At 47.8% G+C, this 17,043-nt stretch carries 15 protein-coding genes; 12 read left to right on the forward strand and 3 right to left on the reverse strand.

Annotated features, from left to right (window positions below):
• The first annotated feature begins 7 nt into the window (after window positions 1-7).
• The 6 genes from recJ (at window position 8) to LOZ80_RS02105 (ending at window position 8,219) form a co-directional block, all read left to right on the forward strand.
• A complete protein-coding gene (gene recJ, locus LOZ80_RS02080; protein WP_238169870.1) occupies window positions 8-2,455 on the forward strand; it encodes a single-stranded-DNA-specific exonuclease RecJ in 2,448 nt (815 codons plus the stop codon).
• Window positions 2,452-2,964, forward strand: a complete 513-nt coding sequence (locus LOZ80_RS02085) for an adenine phosphoribosyltransferase (protein ID WP_238169871.1) — start codon at window positions 2,452-2,454, stop codon at window positions 2,962-2,964. The genes recJ and LOZ80_RS02085 overlap by 4 nt, the downstream gene beginning before the upstream one ends.
• Window positions 2,965-3,149: 185 nt before the next feature.
• Window positions 3,150-5,333: a RelA/SpoT family protein gene (locus LOZ80_RS02090; protein ID WP_238169872.1), complete on the forward strand. Its 2,184-nt coding sequence runs from the start codon at window positions 3,150-3,152 to the stop codon at window positions 5,331-5,333.
• Between the two features lie 39 nt (window positions 5,334-5,372).
• Window positions 5,373-5,813 carry a D-aminoacyl-tRNA deacylase gene (gene dtd / locus LOZ80_RS02095; protein ID WP_238169873.1) on the forward strand — a complete coding sequence of 147 codons (441 nt, stop codon included), beginning with the start codon at window positions 5,373-5,375 and terminating at the stop codon, window positions 5,811-5,813.
• A gap of 87 nt (window positions 5,814-5,900) precedes the next feature.
• A complete protein-coding gene (locus LOZ80_RS02100) occupies window positions 5,901-6,074 on the forward strand; it encodes a hypothetical protein (RefSeq protein ID WP_238169874.1) in 174 nt (57 codons plus the stop codon).
• 198 nt (window positions 6,075-6,272) lie between these two features.
• Window positions 6,273-8,219, forward strand: coding sequence for an FAD-dependent oxidoreductase (locus LOZ80_RS02105; protein ID WP_238169875.1), 1,947 nt, complete (start codon window positions 6,273-6,275; stop codon window positions 8,217-8,219).
• A gap of 91 nt (window positions 8,220-8,310) precedes the next feature.
• On the opposite strand, the gene LOZ80_RS02110 is transcribed toward LOZ80_RS02105, so the two are convergent.
• Both LOZ80_RS02110 and LOZ80_RS02115 read right to left on the reverse strand, forming a co-directional pair.
• Window positions 8,311-8,601: a hypothetical protein gene (locus LOZ80_RS02110; protein WP_238169876.1), complete on the reverse strand. Its 291-nt coding sequence runs from the start codon at window positions 8,599-8,601 to the stop codon at window positions 8,311-8,313.
• 1,185 nt (window positions 8,602-9,786) lie between these two features.
• Window positions 9,787-10,179, reverse strand: coding sequence for a DoxX family protein (locus LOZ80_RS02115; protein WP_238169877.1), 393 nt, complete (start codon window positions 10,177-10,179; stop codon window positions 9,787-9,789).
• Window positions 10,180-10,338: 159 nt separating this feature from the next.
• Here LOZ80_RS02115 and LOZ80_RS02120 point away from each other — a divergent pair, with 159 nt between their 5' ends.
• The 6 genes from LOZ80_RS02120 (at window position 10,339) to LOZ80_RS02140 (ending at window position 16,519) form a co-directional block, all read left to right on the forward strand.
• On the forward strand, window positions 10,339-10,644 hold the full coding sequence (locus LOZ80_RS02120) for a winged helix-turn-helix transcriptional regulator (RefSeq protein WP_189013353.1): 306 nt from the start codon (window positions 10,339-10,341) through the stop codon (window positions 10,642-10,644).
• Window positions 10,645-10,812: 168 nt separating this feature from the next.
• Window positions 10,813-10,947: a hypothetical protein gene (locus tag LOZ80_RS39105; protein WP_283214734.1), complete on the forward strand. Its 135-nt coding sequence runs from the start codon at window positions 10,813-10,815 to the stop codon at window positions 10,945-10,947.
• 126 nt (window positions 10,948-11,073) lie between these two features.
• Entirely contained in the window at window positions 11,074-12,339 is a 1,266-nt protein-coding gene (gene hisS, locus LOZ80_RS02125) for a histidine--tRNA ligase (protein WP_238169878.1), read from the forward strand.
• A gap of 72 nt (window positions 12,340-12,411) precedes the next feature.
• Window positions 12,412-14,193: an aspartate--tRNA ligase gene (aspS, locus tag LOZ80_RS02130; RefSeq protein ID WP_238169879.1), complete on the forward strand. Its 1,782-nt coding sequence runs from the start codon at window positions 12,412-12,414 to the stop codon at window positions 14,191-14,193.
• Between the two features lie 24 nt (window positions 14,194-14,217).
• Complete coding sequence (locus LOZ80_RS02135) at window positions 14,218-14,976, forward strand: tRNA threonylcarbamoyladenosine dehydratase (protein ID WP_238169880.1); 759 nt, start codon at window positions 14,218-14,220, stop codon at window positions 14,974-14,976.
• 223 nt (window positions 14,977-15,199) lie between these two features.
• The gene (locus LOZ80_RS02140) at window positions 15,200-16,519 is read left to right on the forward strand and encodes a replication-associated recombination protein A (RefSeq protein ID WP_238169881.1); all 1,320 of its coding nucleotides are present in this window, start codon (window positions 15,200-15,202) and stop codon (window positions 16,517-16,519) included.
• Here LOZ80_RS02140 and LOZ80_RS02145 read toward each other — a convergent pair.
• Entirely contained in the window at window positions 16,514-16,885 is a 372-nt protein-coding gene (locus LOZ80_RS02145) for a DUF3889 domain-containing protein (protein WP_238169882.1), read from the reverse strand. The genes LOZ80_RS02140 and LOZ80_RS02145 overlap by 6 nt on opposite strands.
• Window positions 16,886-17,043 lie beyond the last annotated feature (158 nt).

Consider the following 17,043-nt stretch of genomic DNA (forward strand, 5'->3'; position numbering starts at 1 on the left):
ACACCAAGTGCTAGCACCTAAGGCAAGATGGAGCATAGGAAATGCGGATGAAATGCTCGTAGAAACGTTTGTGCGTGAGCTGCAGGTTGACCCGCTTGTCGCCAGATTGCTTGTTTTGCGAGATATACGCACGGTGCCGGATGCCGAACAATATATGCATGGTGGAGTCCAGTATTATCTTGACCCGTATCTGTTAGATGGGATGCTTCCCGCAGTGGAACGTATTCGTTTAGCGATTAAGAATGAGGAATTTATTCGTGTATATGGGGACTATGATGCGGATGGTGTAAGCAGTACTTCCTTAATGGCTCATTTGTTAAAAGGTTTGGGCGCCCGCTTTGACACGTATATCCCTCATCGCATTCGAGAAGGCTATGGCCTGAATCGAGGTGCCATCGATTTAGCGAAGGAACAAGGCGTCGATTTATTGATCACCGTTGATACTGGCATAAGCGCCGTGCAAGAAATCGCGTATTGCCAGGAGCTCGGTCTAGATGTGATTGTAACTGATCACCATGAGCCGCCAGATGAGCTGCCGCAAGCTCTAGCCGTCATCAATCCGAAGAAGCCTGGCTGCCCGTATCCGTATAAACATCTTGCAGGGGTCGGTGTTGCCTTGAAGTTGGCGCACGCCCTTCTGGAGCGTTTGCCAGAGGAGCTGCTCGAATTTGCCGCACTGGGTACAGTGGCAGACTTGATGCCTCTGACGGGGGAAAACAGGCTGATTGTGAAGCAAGGTTTGCAGCGTATGCAGGATTCGGCGTATTCGGGGTTTCGGGCTCTGATCGGGGTATCCGGCATTGATAACAAGGAAGTCACCGCGTCCCATATTGGTTTCTCGTTGGCACCGAGAATTAATGCAAGCGGTCGATTGGAAGCCGCTGATATTGCGGTTAAGCTGCTGACAACGACCGATGACCAAGAAGCCGAGCAGATTGCTTATGAACTGGATGCGCTGAATAAAGAACGTCAACTTATCGTTGAAGAGATGGTGAAGGAAGCTTTCGTGCTTGCCGAACAACAGATGGCCAAAGGGTTGGATAAAGTCATCGTGGTTGTCAAGGAAGAGTGGAACGTGGGTGTAGTCGGTATTGTCGCTTCCAAAATTGTGGAGAAATTTTATCGGCCGACCCTGGTACTCAGTCTTGATCCTGCAACGGGGATAGCCAAAGGCTCTGCCCGTTCAATTGCCGGGTTCGACCTGCACAAAGCTTTGACAGCTTGTGACGAATGGCTGGATCACTATGGCGGCCATCAGGCCGCAGCGGGCATGAGCTTAAATCAGATTCATCTCGATGCTTTCACGCAGAAGCTCAATGAGCTGGCCGCAGCTACGCTAACGGAACAGGATTATATTCCGCTGTTCAAAGCAGATGCCGTATGCAGCTTGCCAGATGTGCCGATAGCCAGCATTGAGCAGTTAGAGAAGCTTGCGCCCTTCGGTATGGGGAATCCAGCACCGAAATTTATGTTTGCGGATTTGCTGTTAGGTGAGATTCGCACAATGGGCAAAGAGAAGCAGCACTTGAAGCTCGCGCTGTCGCAGGCCAAAGAGGAAGTCAGCTGCGCAGTAGAAGCCGTGGGCTTCGGCAAAGGCAATCTCGCGACTTTGATGGCGCCAGCTGCCAAAGTTGATGTGCTGGGTGAACTCTCCATCAATGAATGGAATGGCGTACGCAAGCCGCAAATTGTGATGCAGGATTTGCGGATCACGCATATGCAGCTTTTTGATTGGCGCGGAGCCGGACAGCTGAGCGCAAAGCTGCAAGTGCTTGAGAATAATTTGGCTTCCAGCAACCAGAAAAGCGTGAAGACGCCAGCCGTTGTCCTGTTCGATGAGGCGGATGTGAACAGATTCACATCAACAGCTTTTCAGTTAGGCGACGACGTGCCTTACTGGGTTGTTCAAGATGACGAGCAAGTTCGACCGGGGAACGAAGCAGCGAGACTTAATGATTTTGCCCATATGCAGGACATTATTCTTTATACGATTCCAAGAAGCATCGCCAGCTTGCAAAGCGTGCTTCAACAAGCGAGCGGAATGATGCGCTGCTACCCAGTTTTTGCGGAACTGGGACCTGATAGCGGCAGTACGCTGCCGTCTCGCGAGATGTTCAAAATGCTTTATGGCACTTTGCAAAAGGACGGTTCACTGAACGTGCAAGATGTGCGTATCATGACCTCATTTAGCAAACGTTCCGGACTTTCACCTGCAATGATTCAATTCATTTTATCGGTTTTTGAAGAGTTGGGTTTTGTTGACCGGCAAGGTCCTCATGTTAGATTGCAGGCGTCACCAGCCAAAAAAGATCTTACAGCATCCCGCTTGTATCAACATAGATTGCATCGTCAGGAAGTGGAGTCCATTGTTATGTATTCCTCAGCCAAAGAGCTTGAACAATGGATCGCTGAACAATTACAAAAAGAACATCACTTATTGGAGGAAATCATATGAATTTCAAAGAATATATTCGCGTAATCCCGGACTTTCCACAACCAGGCATTCGGTTCAAGGACATTACAACGTTGCTCCAAAATGGTCCTGTGTACAAAGAAGCTATTGACCAGTTGAAAGAATTGATCAAAGAGAAGCAAATCGATGTAATTGCCGGCCCTGAAGCCCGCGGTTTCGTGATTGGCGCTCCGCTTGCTTACTCCCTTGGAGTTGGTTTTATTCCGATTCGCAAGAGCGGCAAGCTGCCTGGTGAAACGATCGAAGCGGATTATGCGCTGGAATACGGCAAAGATAAATTGGCGATGCATAAAGATGCGATTAAACCAGGTCAAAAGGTCCTGATCGCTGATGATTTGCTGGCCACAGGCGGGACGATTCAAACTTCCATCGATTTGATTAAACAGTTGGGCGGCGATATTGTCGGGGCCGCATTCTTGATTGAGCTCAGCTACCTGGACGGAAGAAGCAAGTTTGACGGCATCGATGTGGTATCCCTAGTTCAATATTAATGACACCGAAACACCTCATGATTGCCCAGGCAATCGTGGGGTGTTTTCCTAACAATTTGAGAAATCATCCAAAGGTTTGCGATAAAATGATGCAATTTGTCGAAAGTGTAGGGGCGAATAGTTGACGCGGAGCCTGCCTTGCAGGCATAATGGATAAAAATCGATTAAAGGGAATGGGTAGATGCATGGGTATAGAGCAGCTTCTAGAGAAGGCCGCCACCTATCTGAAAGAGAATGATTTGCAGAGGATTCGGGAGGCCTATGAATTCGCGGATGAAGCCCATCATGGCCAAGTTCGCAAATCGGGGGAGCCCTATATTCTGCATCCACTCGCTGTTGCAGATATATTGGTGAATATGCAGATGGATGTGACATCCATCATTGCGGCACTTCTGCATGATGTCGTTGAAGATACAACAGTTTCACTGGAAACTGTTTTAGATAAGTTTGGGAAAACGTGCGCAATGCTTGTTGATGGCTTGACGAAGTTGGAACGGATTAAATTCAAGTCCAAGGAAGAGCAGCAGAACGAGAATTATCGCAAAATGTTCGTCGCGATGGCGCAGGACATTCGGGTTATTCTGATTAAACTGGCTGACCGCTTGCATAATATGCGCACATTGAAGTACCAGTCGGAAGAAAGCCAACGGCGCATCGCGGAAGAAACCTTGGAAATCTTCTGTCCGATTGCGCATCGCCTTGGTATTTCCACGATCAAGTGGGAGATGGAGGACATTGCCCTCCGTTATTTGAATCCGCAGCAATACTACCGAATCGTGAATCTTATGCAGAAGAAGCGGACCGAGCGCGAGCAGTATATTGAGGATGTTATTCACAGCATCAAAGAGAAATTGGATGAGATGGGTATTCAAGGAGATATTTCTGGAAGACCCAAACATTTGTACAGTATTTACAAAAAAATGAGTTCCCGCGGCAAGCAGTTCAATGAGATTTATGATCTCATGGCGCTGCGCGTCATAGTCGATGGAATCAAAGATTGCTACGCTTCTTTGGGCATTATTCATACGTTGTGGAAGCCGATGCCAGGGCGTTTCAAGGACTATATCGCGATGCCTAAGCCGAATATGTACCAATCCCTGCATACGACTGTCATTGGGCCTAAGGGAGAGCCCTTGGAGGTTCAGATTCGGACTTGGGAGATGCACAGAACCTCAGAGTTCGGAATCGCTGCTCATTGGGCTTACAAAGAGGGAGGCACAGTCGTCCCTTCCGGCACATTTGAAGATAAAATGAGCTGGTTCCGTGAAATTCTGGAGCTGCAGCATGAAACGAACGATGCCTCCGAATTCATGGAATCCATGAAAATGGATTTCTTCTCTGACCTTGTTTTCGTATTTACGCCAAAAGGTGAAGTGATCGAGCTTCCTGCTGGTTCCGTACCCCTGGATTTTGCTTACCGCATTCATACGGAAGTCGGCAATCGCACGATTGGCGCCAAGGTCAATTCGCGGATTGTTCCGCTTGATCACAAACTCAAAACGGGGGATATTATCGAAATTCTGACGTCCAAGCATTCCTACGGACCTAGTCAGGATTGGGTGAAGATTGCGCAGTCCTCTCATGCGCGCAGCAAAATCAAGCAGTGGTTCAAGAAAGAGAAACGCGAAGAAAACGTTGAAAAAGGCAAGGATATGATTGAACGCGAACTCAAAAGGTTGGCGATCGATCCTCCGACGCTGATGAGCGATGATAAAATGCTCGAAGCAGCCAAGAAATTCAACTTCAATGATATCGAAGATATGTTGTCTGCTGTTGGGTTTGGCGGTATTACAGCGGCCCAAATCTGTACGAAACTAACCGAGAAGCTGCGGAGAGAAGCTGAGGAAGCACAAGTGCTGCAGCTGACCAGCGAGGTTAAGGAAGTCAAATCCAAGGAAAATGAGCGGAAAGGCCGGCCGACGAACGGCGTGCGCGTCAAAGGCGTCGATAACTTGCTGGTTCGTTTTGCCCGCTGCTGTAATCCGGTGCCTGGCGATTTGATTATCGGTTATATCACGCGCGGTCGTGGGGTGTCTGTTCACCGCTCGGATTGCACGAACATTCCTTCCAGCATGGGAGAAGAAGAGCGCGTCATTGAAGTGGACTGGGCGGAAGCCGTGGAATCCAACTTCAACGTGGAGATTGAGATCACGGGGCATGATCGCCGCGCTTTCTTGAATGAAGTACTGCAAGCTGTCTCCGAAAGCAAGACGATGATTTCAGCCGTTTCCGGACGTTCGGATAAAAATAAGATGGCGACGGTTCATATGACGATTTTGATCAAAAATATCGACCATTTGCAGTCAGTCGTCGAGAAAATCAAACGGGTCAAAGATGTTTATTCCGTACAGCGAATCATGCAGAGCTAGCGGATTGATGCTGTAAGGGTAAGGAGTTTTGGTGAAGCGATGAGAGTTGTTGTGCAGCGCTGCAAGCGCGCCGAGGTTACAGTTAATAATAGATCTATTGGCCGTATCGATGAGGGACTCATGCTGCTTGTAGGCGTCACCCACGAAGATACGGAGCAGGATGCCAAATATTTAGCGGAGAAAATCGCCGGACTGCGTATTTTTGAAGATGAAACTGGCAAAATGAATCTTTCTGTCCTAGAGACCGATGGCCAAATTTTGTCGGTTTCGCAGTTTACCTTGTATGGGGATTGCCGCAAAGGGAAGCGTCCTAATTTCATGGCAGCGGCGCGGCCAGAGCAAGCGGAGCCTTTATACGACAAGTTCAATGACCTGCTTAGAGCTCAAGGGTTGCACGTGGAGACGGGCGCATTTGGTGAAATGATGGATGTTTCTTTGACCAATTGGGGACCTGTGACTCTTGTAATTGACAGTAAATAGGCTTATCTTGGACAGGATGCCAAAGGATAAGGCTTTAACTGACTGGTTATACTGAATAGGTATATTCATGCAGTTAGGAGCATCCGGATGCGACAATCGATCAAACACAAAGCCATGACCGCACCAGAGCAGCAGATCTTCCACACTAGCCTTGCTGAGCGTATGAGCCAAGCGCCAGCGCTTGCTGATGTGGAAATAAGCAGTGAATTCACGTCTGATCAAGAGAAGATGAAAAGCATTCCCAAGAAATCCTATCGGTAACCATAAAGCCTCGCATGCGCTCAAAAACGCATGGTGAGGCTTTATTTGTGCATCTGCAGAATTTCTCTAGACCTCCAAGTTGTGGTAAACTAACAAGTGATGTTCAGGCAACAAATCAAACAACTGCGCAAATAGGCTTATCCTGCGATTCATTCAGGTAAGCATAGAGCAGGAGACAAGGCGGGTGCTTTTGTTTTAATGGCAAATTCGAATCGTAATACGTCCTCATCCAAGGGCTGGGTTTGGTTGATGGGAATCTTGATTTTACTCGCGGTGGCAGCAGCAGCTTCATCCTTGTATTATCAATACAAACACCTGGCGGAAACTGAGCATAAAGTTAGCAAACAAGGCATTGAAGAAGTCAAATCGGTTAAAAAAGTAAAAGAGGCTTACGATGTTATTGTCGTGGGAACAGATCCGGAGGGGGTCGCAGCGGCTGTTTCAGCGGCTCGCAACGGAATGACAACCTTGCTCGTTGACGGGCGCAACCGCGAGATTCTAGGCGGGCTTATGACCTTGGGATGGATTAACTCCCTCGATATGAACTATTCTCCAGGCAAAACTCTATTAGGGAAAGACGATGTATTTAACAAGGGCTTCTTCTCGGAATGGTATGCCAAAATCGAAGGTGATTCCTTTGATGTGAATACAGCCGCGAATGCGTTCTATGACTTGGTCAAAAACGAAAAAAACATTGATCTTTTACTTAAAACCAAATCCATTGAGCCGCTCATTAATGATAATAAGACCTTAGTTCAAGGGGCCAAAATTACGCTTCAAAACGGTGATACGCAGATGGTCAAAGCTGCCTCTGTGATCGATGCTACACAGGATGGAGATTTTGCCGCAGCGGCAGGTGTTCCTTTTACAATCGGGCATGAAGATATTGGGGATCCTAATTCCAAAATGGCTGTTACGCTCGCCTTCCGTCTCAAAAATGTAACGCAGGACGTTTGGAATATGATGGCCAAAAGATTGAACAATGATGATAGTCCGGATACAGGTGTCAACGAAGTAAGTGTTTTTGGTTATGGTGAAATGAGCAGCTATCCGGCGCTTAACAAAGAAAGAGCCAAGATGAGAGGATTTAATATGGGCAGGCAGAATGATAATACTGTCCTTATTAATGCCCTGCAAATTTTTGGCGTAGACACCTTTGATCCCAAATCCGTTCAAGAAGCTTTTGATATCGGAAAAAAGGAATTGCCTAATATTGTCGCTTATATGAAAAAGACGTTCCCCGAATTTGCAACTATCGAGCTCGATGGTTCGGCGCCAGAGCTCTATGTGAGGGAAACACGCCATATGCAGGGTGAATACCGCTTGAGTATTGTTGATGTTTGTACGAACAATGATCAGTGGGACCGTATTGGATTCGGCTCTTATGCTGTCGATATTCAAAGGGTTTCGCCTACAGACTCCGGCAATGTCGTTTGCAAACCGAAGCAGTATGCAATTCCGTTCCGCAGCATTGTGCCGCAGAAAGTGGATGGACTGCTTGTTGTAGGTCGAGCGGCCAGCTACGATACGTTGCCGCACGGAAGCGCGAGAGTAATGCCTACGGGGATGGCTGAAGGCGAAGCAGCAGGTGCTGCTGCAATGCTGGCGAAGCAGGAGAAGATGACGTTCCGTCAGCTCTCCGCATCCAAAGAAACCATCGCAAAGCTGCAAGCACAGTTAACGAAGCAAGGGATGGAATTACCGCCGATGACGCTCAAGCCGCAGCCTTTTATGGAGCACAAAGCCTACGAGGGGCTAAAGTCTGCTCTAATGTTGGGGCTAGCCTCTGGCGCATACACCAACAACTTCCGTCTAGACGATGCCGCGAATCCTAAGCGGATGGTGAACCTTGTGAGCGGTGCGAAGAAGATGAAACCGGATGCTTTCAAAGGGGATGTTGCGAAGGCGATCGACAAGCTTGATAACGCTGATAAAGTATCATTAACTTTGGAGCAAGCCAGTTATACGATCACCCAAGCGCTTGGAATTACAGCTTCCCAGAATGAAGCGCAAGCGAAGTTGGTCGAGAACAAGCTGCTGACCGAGGCAACTTTGAAGCTGATTGCGGACAAGACAAAGCTAACCAATGGAGATACCTATTTGATCATTCGAGATGTGAAGACAGGTTTGACCGGGAAGCCATAAATAAAACAAGAGCCTTACTGCCGCAATGGATGTGGCGGTAAGGCTCTAAGTTTGAGTCAGGATGAGAATAAAGTGTGTACGCTTACATATATCAGTCAGCTTCTGCAGCATCCTCTTCTGCTTCGGCAGATGCTTCCTCATCCGCAGCTTCTTCCGCTTCAGCTTCTTCCGCTTCAGCCTCTTCCTCAGCTTCTACTTCTTCCTCTTCAGCGGCTTCTTCCTCTTCTTCCGCTTCTACGGCATCATCCGACTCTTCAGTGGCCTCATCCTCGGCTGTTTCTTCAGCTGCATCATCTTCTACTTCTGCTTCGGTTTCAGATTCTTCAGAGAAGAGCACCACTAGGTCTTGCCGATCATCTTGAAACTCGTTTTGTTTTGTCATTGTTACAGCCTCCTGAAGATAAATTCAAGGCCATCTGCCTTGTTGTACATGTATATGTGGAATTTATCCGAATATACGAGGACAGGTGGATGAAAATATTTTAATATGCTGTAATGAAATTGTAATTTAATTTTCATCTCGTTTTAATGAACCAGGGCTATACTTATAGATGACCCCCTTTAAAATATAATGTAACTTGAGGCCTGCAGCCATTGTGCTGCAGGCTATTTTCTTTTGTGGACACGTCAAAGGTGCCGGGCTAATAACCGAAGTGGACTTGGATTTTGAAGGTCGCCCTCTTACGAACTCATTAACCTTTATATGATCAAAATGGTTCATTTTGAAAATCTAACGAATTCTCGAAGCGTTATTGGATGCAAATGCACACCATTTCACTTGTAGGCTGCTGAGTAAGGCTAATCCAGTTCATTAGGTTGCCAATGAAGCCCATTTTCTCGTCAATAAGCACCCTACTGTTCATTAGATTGCCAAGTTAACGGAGAGGCGGCTTGGTGGTGCTCAGTCTTGCCTGTTAACGCTGTTTTTCGACGTTACAGCTCTCGTTGTGGCTTCAAACGCTGCATTAACGCTGAAATTCAACCTTAACTCACCTGATGTGTCGTTTTTGGTGCTCAGCCTTGCCTGTTAACGCTGTTTTTCGACGTTACAGCTCTCGATGTGGCTTCAAACGCTGCAGTAACGCTGAAATTCAACCTTAACTCACCTGATGTGTCGTTTTTGGTGCTCGGTCTTGCCTGTTAACGCTGTTTTTCGACGTTACAGCTCTCGAAGTGGCTTCAAAAGCTGCATTAACGCTGAAATTCAACCTGAACTCACCTGATATGTCGTTGCTGCTCGTACCTTTGCAGGCAGGCTCCTATACCTTAAAGTAGCTAGTTACAAACCGAATGAAACAGAGGAACTGTTCAAGTGCAAATGGTTGCAATGGATATCTTTCAGAGAGCAGTGCACAAAAGCTGCAGAGCGGCGTATAAAACACCCATGGATGCAAAAAAGGAGCTAAGCGTACAAGCCGCTTAACTCCTTTATTAAGTTTAGGGTAAGTGAAGCTTACCACGAATGTAGTGTTGGAGAGTGACTCCCTCACCAGGTTCACGCGCGTTTGGCGTTCAGCAGCTAAAATGGTTACAGAACTAGCCGCAGAATCGACTTTTCTTATCTATTTTACATTAAAGCATCGAAAGAATAATCGCCAGCACCGATGAGGGCAACGCCAACAGCGATTGCAAGCAATACTAAATTGTACTCGATTCCGTTGGAAGTAACCCAGAAACCATTTTTACCGTGCACTTTAAGAATTGCCATGAGCATAGTCAGTGCAATGAGCGCAGCTCCTAACCATGTCCAAAGGCCTGCGGCGAAGAGAAGGCCTCCGCCAAGCTCCGCCAGACCTGCAAGTACAGCCATCAAGACCCCTGGCTTAATACCGATGGAATCAAAGAAGCCACCCGTTCCTTTTGGACCATAGCCCCCGAACCATCCAAATAATTTCTGTGTACCGTGCGCCGCGAATGTTAACCCTATGACCAAACGAATAATAAGAAGACCTAAAGCCATTACTAACAACTCCTCTATAAATATATTTTGTTTAACAACTTACTTTATGTTAGTATATTATTACGAAGCACTTACTTTTGTCAAGCGACTATGTTAAAATTGTTAATCATAAGCTTATGATGCAAGTTTTCGTAAGAAAACTCTGAGGAGATGATTTATATGGAAGACTATCAACTATGCCCGAAATTCGAAAATGCGTTTGAACTTCTGGGTAAGCGATGGACAGGGCTTATCGTGCATGTCTTGTTATCAGGACCTAAGCGTTTTAAAGATATATCTGTTCTCATTCCAAGCATGAGTGATCGCATGCTTTCGGAGAGATTCAAGGAGCTTGAGGCTGCTGAGATCATTATTCGTCACGTATACCCCGAAACGCCGGTTCGGATTGAATATGAGTTGACACCCAAAGGCAAAGGGCTCAAACCAGTTATGGATGAGTTGCAAAAGTGGGCGGACTCTCATTAACTAATATAGTGTAGTCGTTTTGTAAATAGACGTATGTCTCTTGACTTTACTTCTGCCAATGTTTACAATAAACAATATTGTAATTCGATACTTTTGTGATCCATTGAAGGGACAAAGTAATTCGCCCCCACATTGTCAGAGAAGGAAGCCTAGGGTGGAAGCTTCCTAATGATGAGCGAGCCAAAAGACCTCCCTGAGGACCAACTGGGAACCGTGCATCGACATTTGTCGACTAACGTAGTAGCTGTTGTGCGTGTAGCGGGCGTTAACCGTCAAGAGCAGAATGTGTGTGGGATGGCCTAGCTATCTTGCCGTTCTGAATGTGGGTGGTACCACGGGTGAATTTGTTAATCAAATCTCTCGTCCCTGACGTTTGTCGGGGATGGGGGATTTTTTGCTATTTGCATGAGATAAAGGGAGGTTGACCATATGAGCATCCAAAAGCCAAAAGGCACACAAGATCTTCTTCCCGGCGAGGTGGAGAAGTGGCAGTATCTGGAAAACAAGGCAAGAGAGTTGTGCCAGCGTTTTAATTACAAAGAAATTCGTTCCCCGATCTTCGAAGAGACTGAACTGTTTATCAGAGGTGTCGGAGAAACCACGGATATCGTTGGCAAAGAAATGTACACCTTCCTCGACAAGGGGAACCGCAGCATGACGCTTCGTCCCGAGGGCACGGCCGGGGTTGTTAGAGCGTATGTGGAAAATAAGCTTTACGGAATACCTGATCTTACCAAACTGTATTATGTGGGACCTATGTTCCGCTACGAACAGCCGCAAGCAGGTCGATACCGCCAGTTCCACCAATTCGGTATCGAAGCGTTTGGTTCCGTTGATCCTAGTATCGATGCTGAAGTCATAGCGCTGGGCTACACCTTCTACAAAGAAATCGGTCTGAAGGAAGTAACCGTGGAAATTAACTCGGTCGGCACGCCAGCTGTCCGCGCGGCTTACCGCGAGCAGTTGCAGGCGTTTTTTGCCCCAGTGAAGGATCAGATGTGCAAAGATTGTCAAATTCGCTATGAACGCAACCCGATGCGTCTGCTGGATTGTAAAATCGATCAGAAATTTGGCGAAGGCGCTCCCGATATTCTGGAATTTCTGGACGAAGAATGCCGCACGCACTTCGATCAAGTGAAAGAGCATTTGACGGCTATGGAGATTCCATTCCGCGTTAATCCTCGACTTGTTCGTGGTCTGGATTATTACACGCATACCGCTTTTGAGTACAAAGCAGCTGGTATTGGTGCCATTGATACGATTGGCGGAGGCGGACGCTACAATGGCTTGGTTGAGCAAATCGGCGGCCATGGCAACGATCAACCGGGCGTTGGCTTAGGTCTGGGGCTCGAGCGTATACTGCTCGTTCTACAGGCGCAAGGTGTAGAAATTCCGAAGCCGGACCCGCTCGACGTCTACTTGATTGGTTTAGGGGAAGCGGCTGAGAAGGAAGTTACGAAGCTGCTGCACCAGTTGAGAGTACAAGGAATCAAAGCTGAGAAGGACTACCAAGGGCGCAAAATGAAGGCGCAAATGAAATCGGCTGACCGGTTTCAAGCAACCTACGTGGCCATCCTTGGAGATGACGAGTTAGCGCGCGGCGAAATTACGCTGAAGAAAATGGATACAGGCGCTCAATTAACGGTTAGTTTAGTGGATATTGGTTCGAACGCAGCTAAGACACTATTCCAATAGATGATCAAAGAATTTACAAAAGAGAGACTTTGAGCTCTGGCTCAAAGATCCCTATATTAGGAGGAAACAATCATGATGCTAAAAACACATCATTGCGGGCAGCTTACGAAAGATCAGGTAGGACAAACAGTAACATTAAACGGGTGGGTACAAAGAAGACGTGACTTAGGCGGCGTACTGTTCATTGATTTACGCGACCGCAGCGGGCTTGTTCAAACCGTATTTAACCCTGATTTCTCAGGGGATGCTCTTGCGATTGCTGACCGCGCGCGCAATGAGTACGTGCTTGCGATCAAAGGTAAAGTCGTTGAACGTGACGCGGAGACTGTGAACAAAAATATCCCAACAGGTGAAATTGAAATTCAAGTTACCGAGATTGAAATCATGAATGCAGCCAAAACGCCTCCGTTCTTCATTGAAGACGGCGTTGATGTGGATGAAGCGGTTCGCTTGAAATATCGTTATCTGGATCTGCGTCGTCCGGAAATGCAAAAAACGTTGATGCTGCGCTCCAAAGCTTCCAACATTTTCCGCAACTTCTTGGATGCTCAAGGCTTCATCGATGTGGAAACACCAATTTTGACAAAAAGCTCACCGGAAGGCGCTCGTGATTATTTGGTGCCAAGCCGCGTGCATCCAGGCGAATTTTTCGCGCTGCCGCAATCTCCACAAATTTTCAAGCAGTTGTTGATGGTAAGCGGACTAGAGCGCTATTACCAAATCGCACGTTGTTTCCGTGATGAGGATCTTCGCGCAGATCGTCAACCTGAATTCACCCAAGTCGACATTGAGACATCCTTCCTGTCCCAGGATCAGCTTTTTGAGCTTTTGGAAGAGCTTGTCGTGAAGCTTATGAAAGAAACAGCGCAAGTGGAAATCCCGCGTCCATTCCAACGTATTACGTATGCTGATGCGATGGCGAAATATGGTTCTGATAAACCGGATCTGCGTTTTGGCTTGGAGCTTGAAGATGTATCGGATATCGTTGAGACTTCCGGCGTTCAAGTATTCGCGAATGTAGTTAAAGGCGGCGGCCAAGTAAAAGCATTGAATGCCAAAGGCTGCGGAACTTGGAGCCGTAAGGAAATTGATGACCTGCTGCCATTTGCTGCACGTTATGGTGCCAAAGGTCTGGCTTGGATTCAAGTGAAAGACGGCGAATTCAAAGGGCCAATCGTGAAATTCTTCAATGAAGCCGAAATTGCTGCGTTAACAGAGCGTCTTGGGGTAGAAGAAGGAGACTTGCTTCTGTTCTCTGCTGACAAGAAGAAAGTTGTGGCTGATGTTCTCGGTAACCTTCGTTTGAAAATCGGACGTCAACTCGGTCTGATTGATGACTCCAAATTCAAATATGCGTGGGTTGTAGACTTCCCACTTCTGGGCTATGACGAAGAAGCGAAACGCTATGTAGCGGAACACCATCCGTTCACACGTCCACGTGAAGAAGATATTCATTTCTTCGATACAGACCCAGGTCAAATTCGTGCGCAAGCTTACGACCTTGTGCTCAACGGCTACGAAGTGGGCGGGGGCTCGATGCGGATTTACCAACGCGATGTGCAAGAGAAAATGTTCACGGCACTCGGATTCTCCAAAGAAGAAGCTACGAAGCAATTTGGATACTTGCTGGAAGCTTTTGAATATGGCACGCCTCCGCATGGTGGTTTTGCTTTTGGTTTTGACCGTTTGGTTATGCTGATTACAGGCCGCACCAACTTGCGTGAAACGATCGCATTCCCGAAAACAGCGAATGCAACAGACTTGTTGATGGATGCCCCAAGTACGGTAGAAGACAAACAGCTGGAGCAGCTGTCCATTCGCACAGCGCTTAAGCAGCCTGCTGCCAAAGCTTAAGAACACGGAAGAGGAAGTGTATCTATGCTTCACCAATTTTCGCGGACGGAACTAGCCATTGGGCCTGAAGGCCTTGAAATCATGAAGAATAGCACGGTCGCGGTGCTGGGGATTGGCGGCGTAGGTTCTATCGCGGCCGAAGCGTTGGCGCGTACAGGCGTTGGCCGTCTAATTCTGATCGACAAGGATGTCGTTGATATTACTAATATCAACCGACAAATTCATGCCCTCACGACGACTGTTGGTCAGCCCAAAGCTGATCTGATGCGGGACCGAATCAAATTAATTAACCCGGATTGCGATGTAATTGCGCTGAGGATGTTCTATACAGAGGAAACGTATGAAGAAGTTTTCGCTCATAACATCGACTATGTGCTCGATGCCAGCGACACGATTTCCTACAAAATTCATCTGATCAAGCAGTGCCTGGAGCGCAAGATTCCAATTGTTTCGAGCATGGGAGCGGCGAATAAAATGGATCCTTCGCAGTTTAAAGTGGCGGATATTTCCAAAACCAGCATGGACCCCATCGCTCGTGTTGTACGACAAAAATTGCGCAAAGAAGGCATCAAAAAAGGCGTGAAAGTCGTCTTCTCGACAGAAGAGCCAATGAAGCCGCGCGAAGATGTCACGCAACAAATTGTTCCGGCGAACGCGCCTGAAATTCGCAAAGCAAAGCAGCCTCCGGCGAGCAATGCTTTCGTCCCGCCAGTTGCGGGGTTGATTATGGTGAGCGTAGCTGTGAAAGAATTGTTGGAAATTGGTTTGAAAAAGCAAGGATGAGTTGTCGGATGCGCTAGATGCCCTAGATGCGCTGAATGAGGGCACAATTATTGTAAATAACCTAGCCGCAGGCTAGGTTATTTTTGCTTTTGGGGAACGTCGATCCGTTTATTGTGACATAGGGGATTTAGGATCCTTCCGCCTGAAAACATGACATGTTTTCATCTCCGAGTTATAATGAAGGCCATGGTTGCAAAGAAAAGAAAGCAAAGGAACTCATTCAATGGACTTATTTACATATGCCTCATCTCAAGAGCCGAGCAGCAAGCTGCTCGCAGACCGCATGCGGCCAACGACATTAGATGAATATATCGGTCAGGAGCAAATCGTCGGCAAAGGCAAGCTGTTAAGAAGAGCGATTGAAGCCGACCAAGTGTCTTCGATCCTGCTTTATGGTCCGCCAGGGACTGGCAAGACAACCTTGGCGAACATCATTGCCAACCGTACTCAAGGGGAGTTCATGAAGTTGAACGCGGTTGATGCTTCAGTTAAGGATGTCAGAGAGATTATCGAGCTGGCGAAGACGAATAAAGCGATGTACGGACGTAAGACTATCCTCTTCCTGGACGAGGTGCATCGCTTCAACACCTCGCGGCAGGATGCTCTGCTGCCTGCGGTCGAGCAGGGCATCCTCATCTTCATCGGGGCGACCACAGAGAATCCGTTTCACCATGTGAACGGGGCTCTGCTGTCGCGCTCGACGCTGTTTCAGCTCGAGCCGCTCACGGCGGAGCATGCGCTCATCGCCATGCAAAGAGCGATCGCCGATCCCGTGAAGGGGCTCGGCTTCATGCGCCTCCAGGTGGAGGAGGAGGCGCTGGAGCACATTGCCCGGATGGCCAACGGCGACATCCGGAGGTCCCTCAACGCGCTGGAACTCGCCGCGCTGACGACTTCGCCCGAACCGGATGGTACGGTTCGGATCACGCTTGAGGTGGCGGAGGAGTCGATCCGCCGCCCCATCGTGAAAGCGGACGAGTCGACGCAGTATGACGTCTTGTCCGCCTTTCACAAGAGCATACGCGGCTCCAGTGACGCCGCGCTGTTCTGGTTCCTCTATGCCGTTGAGAAGCTTGGCATGGACCCTATGACGTTCCTGAGGCGCCTTATCGTCGCCAGCAGTGAAGATATTGGCCTGGCGAACCCGCAGGCCATGGTGCAGTCTGTGACGGCTATGGATGCCTATCATAAGATTGGATGGCCAGAATCGAAGTACATCATTTCCCAGGCAATTTTATTCGCCGTAGAAAGTCCTAAATCCAATTCAATCCCGCTTGCGATCATGCGCGCAGAGCAATTGATGGATCAAGTGAAATCGGCAAATGTACCGCTGCATTTGAGAGATACACACTACAAAGGCGCTGATCAGTTAGGACATAAAGGCTATATGTATCCGCATAATTACCCCGGCCACTTTGTACGCCAGCAATACTTGCCTGATGAAATTCAACGGGAGATCATTTTCCAGGCCAGTGAGCAAGGAACGGAAGAGAAGATGAAGCTCAATCAACAAAAAAGAAGAGGGAAGCCTACAGATCTATAATATCTGTAAGTTCCCTCTTTTTTCTTGCGCCATTTCAATCGTAAAGACTTTTTCCGAGATCGGATCATACCGAATGGAGACAATCAAAGGGAATTCAACACCGTGATGTCTGACCCAGAATCGGAACTGCTGCTGGGCTACCCCAGAGGCCACGATAGAACGTCCTAAATATTTGTAATCAAGCAAGGTGTACACCTTGCCAGCTTCGTGAAACGCTAAACGGCTCCATTTGGCATATTCAGGGTCGGGTTCTTGATACGCAATAATTTCAGCGCCTAGGAATCGTTCACTTTCACCTATACATGCCTGCACATCGTCACTCCAAGCAAACCCCATAAGCAGAAGGGCGGTTGAGAATTTAAACATGCGCTCACACCTTTCACCCATATCGTTTGCGCAGAGTTCCACGTACATACTTCCTGAGGCACAGGTAAATTTGGGTACAGTGCAAAAAAAGAGCCCGGATAGGCTCTTTCTTCAAGCGTGTATCATATCCCAAGTCTGAAAATTAAGGTTGTGCAGCA

The organism is Paenibacillus sp. HWE-109, assembly GCF_022163125.1.
In the GTDB taxonomy this organism is placed as follows: Bacteria; Bacillota; Bacilli; order Paenibacillales; family NBRC-103111; genus Paenibacillus_E.

Bases quoted from the DNA above. Each gene is read 5' to 3' on its own strand.
- LOZ80_RS02105 (WP_238169875.1), top strand. From the start codon at position 6,273: ATGGCAAATTCGAATCGTAATACGTCCTCATCCAAGGGCTGGGTTTGG.
- dtd (WP_238169873.1), top strand. From the start codon at position 5,373: ATGAGAGTTGTTGTGCAGCGCTGCAAGCGCGCCGAGGTTACAGTTAAT.
- hisS (WP_238169878.1), top strand. From the start codon at position 11,074: ATGAGCATCCAAAAGCCAAAAGGCACACAAGATCTTCTTCCCGGCGAG.
- LOZ80_RS02110 (WP_238169876.1), bottom strand. From the start codon at position 8,601: ATGACAAAACAAAACGAGTTTCAAGATGATCGGCAAGACCTAGTGGTG.
- LOZ80_RS39105 (WP_283214734.1), top strand. From the start codon at position 10,813: ATGATGAGCGAGCCAAAAGACCTCCCTGAGGACCAACTGGGAACCGTG.
- aspS (WP_238169879.1), top strand. From the start codon at position 12,412: ATGATGCTAAAAACACATCATTGCGGGCAGCTTACGAAAGATCAGGTA.
- LOZ80_RS02120 (WP_189013353.1), top strand. From the start codon at position 10,339: ATGGAAGACTATCAACTATGCCCGAAATTCGAAAATGCGTTTGAACTT.
- LOZ80_RS02100 (WP_238169874.1), top strand. From the start codon at position 5,901: ATGCGACAATCGATCAAACACAAAGCCATGACCGCACCAGAGCAGCAG.
- LOZ80_RS02135 (WP_238169880.1), top strand. From the start codon at position 14,218: ATGCTTCACCAATTTTCGCGGACGGAACTAGCCATTGGGCCTGAAGGC.
- LOZ80_RS02115 (WP_238169877.1), bottom strand. From the start codon at position 10,179: ATGGCTTTAGGTCTTCTTATTATTCGTTTGGTCATAGGGTTAACATTC.
- LOZ80_RS02090 (WP_238169872.1), top strand. From the start codon at position 3,150: ATGGGTATAGAGCAGCTTCTAGAGAAGGCCGCCACCTATCTGAAAGAG.
- LOZ80_RS02145 (WP_238169882.1), bottom strand. From the start codon at position 16,885: ATGTTTAAATTCTCAACCGCCCTTCTGCTTATGGGGTTTGCTTGGAGT.
- LOZ80_RS02140 (WP_238169881.1), top strand. From the start codon at position 15,200: ATGGACTTATTTACATATGCCTCATCTCAAGAGCCGAGCAGCAAGCTG.
- LOZ80_RS02085 (WP_238169871.1), top strand. From the start codon at position 2,452: ATGAATTTCAAAGAATATATTCGCGTAATCCCGGACTTTCCACAACCA.